8 protein-coding genes, 1 rRNA gene and 1 riboswitch are annotated in these 10,505 nt (G+C 64.5%); of the genes, 5 read left to right on the top strand and 4 right to left on the bottom strand.

The features are described 5' to 3' along the window. Window positions 1-136: 136 nt before the first annotated feature. Together rrf and VL15_RS16185 are read left to right on the top strand one after the other, a co-directional pair. A 5S ribosomal RNA gene (gene rrf / locus VL15_RS16190) occupies window positions 137-249 on the top strand. A 551-nt stretch (window positions 250-800) separates the two neighbouring features. Then, window positions 801-2,225, top strand: a complete 1,425-nt coding sequence (locus VL15_RS16185; protein ID WP_048246721.1) for a DHA2 family efflux MFS transporter permease subunit — start codon at window positions 801-803, stop codon at window positions 2,223-2,225. A 276-nt stretch (window positions 2,226-2,501) separates the two neighbouring features. On the opposite strand, the gene VL15_RS16180 is transcribed toward VL15_RS16185, so the two are convergent. The 3 genes from VL15_RS16180 to VL15_RS16170 all read right to left on the bottom strand — a co-directional run bounded on the left by VL15_RS16180 (window position 2,502) and on the right by VL15_RS16170 (window position 5,861). Continuing rightward, window positions 2,502-3,245: a 2OG-Fe(II) oxygenase gene (locus tag VL15_RS16180; protein WP_048246720.1), complete on the bottom strand. Its 744-nt coding sequence runs from the start codon at window positions 3,243-3,245 to the stop codon at window positions 2,502-2,504. Between the two features lie 288 nt (window positions 3,246-3,533). After that, on the bottom strand, window positions 3,534-5,126 hold the full coding sequence (locus VL15_RS16175) for an inorganic phosphate transporter (protein ID WP_048246718.1): 1,593 nt from the start codon (window positions 5,124-5,126) through the stop codon (window positions 3,534-3,536). Window positions 5,127-5,300: 174 nt separating this feature from the next. Further along, window positions 5,301-5,861, bottom strand: a complete 561-nt coding sequence (locus tag VL15_RS16170; protein ID WP_048246716.1) for a histidine phosphatase family protein — start codon at window positions 5,859-5,861, stop codon at window positions 5,301-5,303. A 53-nt stretch (window positions 5,862-5,914) separates the two neighbouring features. Beyond that, window positions 5,915-6,051, top strand: a riboswitch (cobalamin riboswitch). 32 nt (window positions 6,052-6,083) lie between these two features. On the opposite strand from VL15_RS16170, the gene VL15_RS16165 reads away from it, so the two are divergent. Together VL15_RS16165 and VL15_RS16160 are read left to right on the top strand one after the other, a co-directional pair. After that, entirely contained in the window at window positions 6,084-6,293 is a 210-nt protein-coding gene (locus VL15_RS16165) for a CbtB domain-containing protein (protein WP_047902386.1), read from the top strand. Window positions 6,294-6,306: 13 nt separating this feature from the next. Continuing rightward, window positions 6,307-7,029 carry a CbtA family protein gene (locus tag VL15_RS16160; protein ID WP_048246714.1) on the top strand — a complete coding sequence of 241 codons (723 nt, stop codon included), beginning with the start codon at window positions 6,307-6,309 and terminating at the stop codon, window positions 7,027-7,029. 22 nt (window positions 7,030-7,051) lie between these two features. Here the strand turns inward: VL15_RS16160 and VL15_RS16155 are convergent, their stop codons facing one another. Beyond that, window positions 7,052-7,960: a LysR family transcriptional regulator gene (locus VL15_RS16155; protein WP_048246712.1), complete on the bottom strand. Its 909-nt coding sequence runs from the start codon at window positions 7,958-7,960 to the stop codon at window positions 7,052-7,054. A 126-nt stretch (window positions 7,961-8,086) separates the two neighbouring features. Between VL15_RS16155 and metE the strand changes: the two genes are divergently transcribed. After that, window positions 8,087-10,381 (top strand): 5-methyltetrahydropteroyltriglutamate--homocysteine S-methyltransferase, encoded by a 2,295-nt coding sequence (gene metE / locus VL15_RS16150; protein WP_048246710.1) that lies wholly within the window; start codon window positions 8,087-8,089, stop codon window positions 10,379-10,381. The last annotated feature ends 124 nt before the right edge of the window (window positions 10,382-10,505 follow it).

Here is a 10,505-nt window from a genome sequence, read left to right as displayed (position 1 = left end):
TGTAAGCGCAGTAATGCGTTCAGCTAACTGATACTAATTGCCCGTAAGGCTTGATCCTATAACAAGTCTCACAACCCAAAATTACTGCTTCTTCCAAGATTGGTCGCGCTGCGAAGCAACGCGACAACCCTCTTTGCCTGATGACCATAGCGAGTCGGTCCCACCCCTTCCCATCCCGAACAGGACCGTGAAACGACTCTACGCCGATGATAGTGCGGATTCCCGTGTGAAAGTAGGTAATCGTCAGGCTCCCTAAGCCAAGAACCCCCGCCCGAAAGGCGGGGGTTTTTGCATTTCGGCGGAAGAAATGCACGTGGGCCGGCGAAGGGCGGTGCGGCCGGAGCTGGCGCTTCGATGGCATCGATCCAGATAGCTGCCGTTCTTGAGCGACCCGCAGTGCTGCCCGCTGAAATCCCCAGATGCTTCCCTCTGGCGCCACATCAATGCGACTCCAGTCAGCATCGAGCTGACGTCGGTGCATCCAACGACGATGTAGCGATGACCGGTGATGAGCGACGTTCATCGGCAATGACCGATAAATGGCGCGTTCTCGCGAACGACCTCCTGCCTCATTTCCCCATCCTTCGGCACCTTGTGTCGACCTGATCGTGGGCGTCACTCAGCGAACGCAGCGCGAATTCGTCGCAGAAATCTATGCGCATAAAGTGCATTCGCACGACATGCCCGGCAGAGCGGGGAGCAAGCCCTTCGGGGTAATATCGCCATTCGTCCCGATCCTGGGCGCTTGTCTGCATGCGCTGGCGGTCGGTGTCTTCAGCATTCCGTCTCCTGCACTGTTCATGACTGACAGCCTTGCCCAAGGTGGTCGGACGACCGACTTCTTGCCGTATCTCGTCGCCGCAACGTTCTTCATGGAGTACCTCGACACGACCGTGATTGCGACCGCGCTGCCGCAAATGGCCCGCTCGTTCAGCGTCGGGCCGAACGCGCTCAGCCTTGGGATGACGGCCTATATGCTTGCGCTCGCCGTGTTCATCCCGATCAGCGGCTGGATCGCGGACCGCTATGGATCGCGCACCGTGTTCGCCAGTGCAGTCGTCGTTTTTACCGGTGCGTCGGTGCTGTGCGGGCTGTCCGATGGCGTCGGGACGTTCACGGCTGCGCGGCTGCTGCAGGGTATCGGCGGGGCGATGATGGTGCCGGTCGGACGGATGATCGTCGTGCGCAGCACCGAGAAGGCGAAGCTGATGCGCGCGATCGCGACGATCACGTGGCCGGGCATCGTCGCGCCGGTCGTCGGGCCGCCGATCGGTGGCTTCATCACGACCTATGCGTCATGGCGATGGATCTTCCTGTTGAACGTCCCGTTCGGCATCGCTGCGCTGGCCTGTACCTGGCTGATCGTCCGGAACACGCGGGCCGACGAACAAAGGCCGCTCGACTGGGTCGGCTTCGTGCTGGCCGGTGGAGCGTTGACCTGTCTGTTGATCGGAACCGAGGCGGCCGGCCAGCAGGACGTGCACTTCACGCGCGCGGCCGTCCTGGTGGGGGCGAGCGTGCTGTTCGGCATTGCCGCGTGGTTGCATGCGCGACGCTGCGCGCATCCATTGCTCGATTTCACGACGCTGAAGGTACCGACGTTCTCGGTGACGGTGATCACCGGCTCGATCACGCGGATGGCGATCAACGCCGTGCCGTATCTGCTGCCGCTGCTGTTCCAGATCGGTTTCGGGCTGTCGCCGTTCCAGTCCGGCCTGCTGCTGCTCGCGAGCGCGCTCGGCAATCTCGGCATGAAGGCGGGAACGTCGTGGATCCTCGATCGCTTCGGTTTCCGGCGCGTTGCGCTCGTCGACGTGACGATCGTCGGCATCTTCACGATCGCGTGCGGCTGGCTGACCGCATCGACGCCGCTGGCGATCACGCTGTTCGTCGTATTCGTCTACGGGCTGACGCGGTCGATGCAGTTCACGACGCTCGCGACGCTGGCCTATGCGGATATCCCGGCTCATCAGACGAGCGCGGCCAGCACGTTGTGGAGCGCCGCGCAGCAGATGACGATCGGGATGGGGATCGCGTTCGGCGCGTTGTCGCTGCGGCTCGCGGCTTTGGTGCGTGGCGATGCGGCTGGCATGCACTACGTGCTCGACGATTTCCGCTGGGCGTTCGTCGCCGCGGGTGTGCTCGCACTGTTGACGTTGCCGGGCTACGCGCGGCTGGCCTTCGATGCGGGCGACCGGCTGCGGGCGAATGTGGCACGAGGATAGGCCGGGCTGCCAATCGCCTTTGTGTCGCGACAGGTGAATGCTTTCGTTTCCGGTCGCTCACTTGAGACGTTGGTCCGTCATGGCCAAGATGGCCTGACGGGCAGCAAAATCCGCCATCGGCCGCTGTGAACGAGTGAGCAGATCGCGTGACGATGTCCGGTCGCAACGCCCCCCGAACGATAACGCGCGATCGGTGAGGCAGACGCGCGGTGTTTCCTGTGCGAATTCGTCCGCGAGACGAATGGCGCGATAGCGTTGCGCTCGTTCCGATTGCCGTTACTGTGCGTCGTGGAAGATGATGCCGACCGTGTGGCGGTGGCCGCTGCGGATCCGGCTTACGCCGTGGCGCAGGTTGACGCGGTAGAAGCCGCGCGTTCCCTGCACGGGCCGGCCGTGTACCGCGAAGATCACCGCGTCGCCTTGCGTCAGCGGCACCACTTCCGCACGCGACTGCATGCGTGGCCGCTGTTCCGTCAACACGAACTCTCCTCCGGTGAAATCGCGGCCCGGCGCCGACAGCAGGATCGCGACCTGGAGCGGAAAGACGTGCTCGCCATACAGGTCCTGATGGAGGCAGTTGTAGTCGTCGGGACCGTATTGAAGGATCAGCGGCGTCGGCCGTGTCTGCCCCGCCGCGTGGCAGCGATCGAGGAATGTCGCCTGGTCGTTCGGATAACGGACGTCGATCCCAAGTGCCTTGTTCCAGCGATTCGCGATAGGCGCGAGATGCGGGTAGAACGTCGTGCGCAACTCGGCGACGACCGCAGGCAGCGGGTACGCGAAATATTTGTATTCGCCGCGCCCGAATCCGTGCCGCGCCATCACGACGCGCGAACGATAGAGCGCATCCCGCGGATAGAGTGCTGCGAGCGCATCGCACTCGCTCGCCGAGATCAGGCCCGGCACACGCGCGCATCCATGGCGATCGAGTTCGGCATCGACGGTCGTCCAGTCGATTGCGTCGACACGTTGCGCAATGTCCGTCGATTCGACGGCAGGTTGCAGATCGGCAATGTTCACGGGCTACCTCGGTTCGTCGGCAATGTGGCGCCGTGCGGAATGCTTCGGAAGCGTTCCGCGCACGGTTGAATCCACGATGGAAGTTGATGAACCCAGTCTACCGATGTCCGTGAGCCGACGAGCTCCAGATCTTGCGCTCAAATTCGGAAAAGGAAGAGGGGAGAGGTGTGCGATGTGGCGCGGACACGCCGCATGCGGCGACGTGTCGGAGCGGAGAAGCGGAGAAGCGGGAGTCGAACCTTCCACTACAGGCGGCCGGTGCTCACCGGCCACCCACTGCGTTCCCGATCAGGCCACCGACCGGAACAGCCAGTAGAGCCCGCCCGCGAGCGCGATCGACGCCGGTAGCGTCAGCACCCATGCGAGCACAAGGCTGCGCACCGTGCTCCATTGCAACCCGGATCCGTTCGCCGCCATCGTGCCCGCGACGCCCGACGACAGCACGTGTGTCGTCGACACCGGCAGCCCGTACATGTCGGCGGCGCCGATCGTCAGCATCGCGACGACTTCGGCCGACGCGCCCTGTCCGTAAGTCAGATGCTGCTTGCCGATTTTCTCGCCGACGGTCACGACGATCCGCTTCCAGCCGACCATCGTGCCGAGACCCAGTGCGATCGCGACGGCGACCTTCACCCAGGTCGGGATGAACTTGGTCGCATGGTCCAGCTGCTTGCGATAGTTGTCGATCGCGAGCTTGTCGTCGGCGGCGAACGCGGGTTGCCCCGATTTCTCGATCAGGCGAATTGCTTCGGACACCAGATACATCGTGTTTCGCACGTTGTCGACGTCGCGTTGCGGCACGGCTGCCATCGAGCCCGACGCGCCGACAGCGGTCGCGAGCGACGTTGACAACTGCTGCACGGCCGGCAGTACGGAAGGCGTCAGCTCACGGCGCTGCACGTAGTGTTCGACGTCGGCGCGCGGGTTCGCGGACGGCGCGACGCCGTTCGTGTATTTCCCGAACGTCGCGGCTGCCTGGTTCGCGACCGCAACGAAGGTCTGCGATTCGGCCGGCGTAACGGCCTTGTTCAGCGCGTACGCGGTCGGCACCGTGCCGATCAGGATCAGCATGATGAGGCCCATCCCTTTCTGCCCGTCGTTCGAACCGTGTGCGAACGACACGCCCGTGCAGGTCAGGATCAGCAGGCAGCGAATCCAGAACGGCGGCGGTTGATCCTTCGGCGGCTCCTTGTACAGCTCCGGAATCCGCACGACGGCCTTCAGCACGAGCAGCAGCAGCGACGCGCACAGGAAGCCCACGATCGGCGAGAACAGCAGCGACTTGCCGACGCCGAGCGCCTGGCCCCAGTCGACGCCGCTCGTGCCGGACGGCCCGTGCATCAATTGGTTCATCAGCCCGACGCCGATGATCGACCCGATCAGCGTATGCGAGCTCGACGACGGCAATCCGAAATACCACGTCGCGAGGTTCCACACGATCGCGGCGATCAGCAGCGCGAACACCATCGCAAAGCCCGAGCCGCTGCCGACCTGCAGGATCAGCTCGACCGGCAGCAACTGCAGGATGCCGAACGCGACCGCGCCGCTCGAGACCATCACGCCGAGGAAGTTCCACATGCCGGACCAGATCACCGCGACGTTCGGCGTCAGCGAGTGCGTGTAGATCACGGTGGCGACCGCGTTCGCGGTGTCGTGGAACCCGTTGACGAATTCGAAGCCGAGCGCGATCAGCAGCGCGGCGCCGAGCATCAGGTACGGAAACAGCGACCCTTCGCGGACCGGCGACAGATCGTCGATCAGGTGCGTGGCGATATAGACGGCGCCGATCGCGAGCACCAGCAGGAAGACGGCATAGCCGACTTGCCGGGTGCGCTCGACGGAGCCCGGATTGCTCGATGCGGACGAAGCAGGTTGATTCATGACGGCATCTCGTAGGGGAGTCGCGACCGATCGTAGCTTCGGGCAGCAGTCAGTTTGATGACAGTCGGGATGACGAACTGTGTGTCTTACGGAAATGTAAGAAAAACGAAGGCAGACGATTGCGATGGGCAACATCGGCTCGCATTGCCGTCCACATAGTGAACGCAACGGCGCTTATGGATTCAACGTCCAGCCGTCCGGCGATGCGACGAACATCGTGCGCGACAGCGGCGCGACGTCGATACGAGTGGCGGCCTTGAGATCCATCTGCCGCACGTGCGCGACGGCCGCGCGAATGATTGCCGCATGCGTGATCGCGACGATGTCGCGCTCGTGCTGCAGCGCGTTCAACCATGTGCCGACGCGCCGCATGGCTGCGTCGAACGATTCGCCGCCGTGCGGCGATGCGGACGGATCGCCGATCCATGCACCCAATTCGTCAGGCCAGTCGCGGCCGAGATCGTGCAGCCGCTGGCCGCGCCAGTTGCCGTAGTCGATGTCGCGCAGCGCGTGATCGATGTCGGCGCGCAGCCCGAGCGCATCGGCAGTCTGTCGCGCGCAGCGGGCGGGGCTGCACAGCACGATCGCGCCGGCGAGGCCCGCCCACCGGTCGCGCAGTGCGGCGGCGTCGGCGAGTCCGTGGGCGTCGAGCGGATCGTCGTCCGGAAACGTACCGGTGCGCATCGCCCGGGTTGATGCGTGTGCGATCAGGCGCAGCGAGGCATGCAGGGTCATGTCGGTTGTCGGAGGGGCCGGGCGGAACGTGCGGTCGCTCGCACGCCGTCACTTCAACACGCGGACTTTCGCGCGTACAATCCGCCCGATACGAAACGCGGAAGCCGGTGCAATTCCGGCGCGGTCGCGCCACTGTAACCGGGGAATCTCGATCCCGGAAGCCAGACCTGCCTTCGTACCCATCCAACATTTGTCGGGGCGCGATTCCCCTGAGGTGCATCCATGAGCGAAGCAGTGCTGAAGCCGGTCGTCGTGCCGGCACCCATCCCCGTCCGTGAACTGTTGCCGTGGGCCGTGTTCGTCGGCCTGATCCTGCTGCTCGCACTGTATTTCGTCGGCGCGGAACAAGGCGCGACGTCGCTTGTGCCGGGTATGTACGTTCACGAATTCGTCCACGACGGCCGCCATCTGCTCGGCTTTCCCTGCCACTGACGCGGAGAACACGATGGTCGGAAAGCTGCTCATGCGCGGGATGCTCGCAGGCATCGCCGCGGGCCTCATCACGTTCGGTTTCGCGAAAATCGTCGGCGAACCGCAAGTCGATCAGGCGATTTCCTTTGAAGAAAAACTCGACGCCGCCAAAGGCGACGCGCCGGAGCCCGAGCTGGTCAGTCGTCACACGCAGGCCGGCCTTGGCCTGCTGACCGGTGTCGTGACCTACGGTGCGGCATTCGGCGGGCTGTTCTCGCTGGTCTTCGCGTTCGCGTACGGGCGCGGCGGCCGCCTCCCGGCACGGCCGCTGGCCGCGTGGCTCGCGCTGGCGGCGTTCATCGCGCTCGTGATCGTGCCGAACCTCAAGTACCCGGCCAATCCACCGTCGGTCGGCGATCCCGACACAATCGGCTATCGCACGGGCCTGTTCTTCCTGATGATCGCGATCTCGATCGCGACGATGGTGTTCTCGGTCAGCGTGCGCCGCCATCTGCTGGCGAAGCTCGGCCCATGGAATGCGTCGATCGTCGCCGGGCTCGTGTTCGTCGCGAGCATCGCGGCCGTGCAGTTCGGGCTGCCGTCGATCAACGAGGTGCCGGCCGCTTTCCCGGCCGCCGTGCTGTGGAAGTTCCGCGTCGCGGCGATCGGCATGCAGGTGATCATGTGGACGACGATCGGCCTGCTGTTCGGTGCGTGGGTCGAGCGCGGCGAACGCATCGGCATGCGCGCCGCCTGACGCGTCCTGCAACCGGGCGCGCCTAGCGCAGCATGCGCGGCGCGCTCCACGTCGAATCGCGCGCCAGCGCGACGAACGCGGCCAGATAGTCGATCGCCGCGTCCGCCTCGCGGATGCCGAGGAAGATCTGCTTCGCGATGCCCTTCTTGCCAAGCTTGACCGGCACGACCGGCATGCGGTCCGCGTATTCGTCGGCGAGCCATCTCGGTAGCGCGGCCACGCCGCGCCCGCTCGCCACCATCTGCAGCATGATGTCGGTCGTTTCGATCGACTTGTGCCGTCTCGGCACGATGCCGGCCGGCGTCAGGAACTGGTTGTAGATGTCGAGCCGGTCGGTTTCGACCGGGTAGGTGATCAGGATCTCGTCCGTCAATTGCGCGGGCGTCACGTAATCGGCGTTCGCGAACCGGTGTGAGTCAGCGACCACCAGCACCTGCTCGTAATCGAATACGGGAACGAAGTGCAGACCCGGCTTGTTCAGCGGATCGGGCGTGACGAGCACGTCGATGTCGTAACCGAACAGCGCGCCGATGCCGCCGAACTGGAAGCGCTGCTTCACGTCCACGTCGACGTCGGGCCAGCGCGACAAATACGGCGACACGACCTTCAGCAGCCACTGGTAACACGGGTGGCATTCCATCCCGATGCGCAGCGTGCCGCGCTCGCCCTTCGCGTACTGCTTCATCCGTTCTTCGGCGAGCTCGAACTGCGGCAGCAGCCGGTTCGCCAGCTTCAGCAGATATTGCCCGCCCTGCGTGAGCCGCAGGCCGCGACCTTCCCGGTCCCAGATTGGCGTGCCGAGCTGCTGCTCGATTTTCCGGACGGTATGGCTGAGTGCCGATTGCGTGAGGTGCAGCGCGTTGGCGGCCGCGGTCAGCGAGCCCTGGCGCTCGACTTCACGAATCACGACGAGATGGAATCGTTCCAGCATGGTTATCGCTCACCCAACAGATACATGAACAACTTTAATGGATGAATGAAATAATGCCATTTTATTTCATGTGTTGAAATCCCTATCATGGCTGCCGGACATTCACTACATCTGGACGGCAGCGTCATGGTCACCACACACAACCTCGGTTTTCCGCGCATCGGCGCAAAGCGCGAACTCAAGTTCGGTCTCGAACGCTACTGGAAAGGCGAATCGTCGCGCGACGAGCTGAAGGCGCTCGGTGCGCAGTTGCGCCAGCGGCACTGGAACGACCAGCGCGATCTGGACCTGGCGCCGCTCGGCGACTTTGCGTTCTACGACCAGGTGCTCGACATGAGCTTCACGCTCGGCAACCTGCCGAAGCGCGTGCAGGGCTTCCACGGCGATGTGCTCGACAACTATTTCCGCGTCGCGCGCGGTCGTTCGGCGCAGTCGGCCGAAGAGCATGCGGCGTGCTGCGGCGGTGTCTCGGCCGGTGAAATGACGAAGTGGTTCGACACGAACTATCACTACATCGTGCCGGAATTCCACGCGGACACGAACTTCTCGCTCGACCCGTCGCGCCTGCTCCAGCAACTGGCGGAAGCGCAGGCGCAGGGCGTGGCCGTGAAGCCGGTGATCCTCGGTCCCGTCACGTACCTGTGGCTCGGCAAGGCGAAGGACGATTCCGATCGCCTCGCGCTGCTGCCGAAGCTGCTGCCCGTGTACGGCGCGCTGCTCGACACGCTGACCGCGCAAGGCGTCGAATGGGTGCAGATCGACGAACCGATTCTCGTCACCGAACTCGACGCCGAGTGGCGGCAGGCATTCCGCACCGCTTATGCGACGCTGGAAACGCGCCGCATCAAGCTGCTGCTCGCCACCTACTTCGGCCAGCTTCAGGACAACCTGACGCTCGCGGCCTCGCTGCCGGTCGACGGCCTGCATATCGACGCGATCAATGCACGCGACGAAGTCGACGCGCTGGTGCGCGAACTGCCGGCCGAGCGCGTGCTGTCGGTGGGCGCGATCAACGGCCGCAACATCTGGAAGACGGACCTGAACGCGACGCTCGACTGGCTCGAACCGCTCGCGAAGCAGCTCGGCGATCGTCTGTGGCTTGCGCCGTCGTGCTCGCTGCTGCACGTGCCGGTCGATCTCGCGAGCGAGGAGAAGCTCGACGCGGAGATCCGTTCGTGGCTCGCGTTTGCGCTGCAGAAGCTCGACGAACTGAAGGTGCTCGCCACCGCGCTGAACGAAGGCCGCGACCAAGTGGCCGATGCGCTTGCCGCGAATGCTGCCGCGATCGACTCGCGCCGCCGCTCGCCGCGCGTGAACAACCCGGTAGTGAAGGCCGCGATCGCGCGTATCGACGCGCAGCTCGGCAACCGCGTGAGCCCCTATGCGCAGCGCGCGCCGAAGCAGTCGGCCCGACTGAGCCTGCCGGCTTTCCCGACGACGACGATCGGCTCGTTCCCGCAGACCGTCGAAATCCGCCAGGCGCGCAGCCAGTTCAAGGCCGGCGCGCTGGACGAAGCGGGTTACCGCACGGCGATGCGCGCGGAGATCGAACGCAGCGTGCGCGAGCAGGAATCGCTCGAACTCGACGTGCTCGTGCACGGCGAAGCCGAGCGTAACGACATGGTCGAATACTTCGGCGAGCAGCTCGACGGCTACGCATTCAGCCAGTTCGGCTGGGTGCAGTCGTACGGTTCGCGCTGCGTGAAGCCGCCGATCCTGTTCGGCGACATCAGCCGCCCGAAGGCGATGACGGTCGAATGGATCACGTATGCGCAATCGCTGACGAACAAGCCGATGAAGGGCATGCTGACCGGCCCCGTGACGATCCTGAACTGGTCGTTCGTGCGTGACGACCAGCCGCGTTCGGTGTCGTGCTACCAGCTCGCGCTCGCGATTCGCGACGAAGTGCTCGATCTCGAGAAGGCCGGCGTGCGCGTGATCCAGATCGACGAGGCGGCACTGCGCGAAGGGCTGCCGCTGCGCCGCGCGCAATGGGGCGAGTACCTGAAGTGGGCGGTCGAATCGTTCCGCATCACCGCGAACGGCGTGCAGGACGATACGCAGATTCACACGCACATGTGCTATTCGGAGTTCAACGACATCATCGCGTCGATCGCCGACATGGATGCGGACGTGATCACGATCGAGACGTCGCGCTCGGACATGGAGCTGCTCGACGCGTTCGACACCTTCAAGTATCCGAACGAGATCGGGCCGGGCGTGTACGACATCCACTCGCCGAACATCCCGACGCAGGATCATATCGTCGGCCTGATGCGGAAGGCGGCTGAACGGATTCCGGCGGAGCGTCTGTGGGTGAACCCGGACTGCGGCCTGAAGACGCGCCAGTGGGCGGAAGTGATTCCGGCGCTGACGAACATGGTCGCCGCCGCGAAGACGCTGCGCAACCCGATGCAATGACGCGCGAGCGTTGCGTGCGTGCCGGCTGCGATACGGTCGTGGCCGACAATCAATTTCGGGAGAGGCGGTGCGGTGCGGCAGACTGCCGGACCGTTCAATGAAAACGGGCAGGCGAATCGCCTGC

It is taken from the genome of Burkholderia cepacia (assembly GCF_001039005.1).
GTDB classification, from domain to species: domain Bacteria; phylum Pseudomonadota; class Gammaproteobacteria; order Burkholderiales; family Burkholderiaceae; genus Burkholderia; species Burkholderia theae.
Note: the sequence above shows the minus strand (reverse complement) of the source record. Positions and strands in the feature narration are given on the sequence as shown.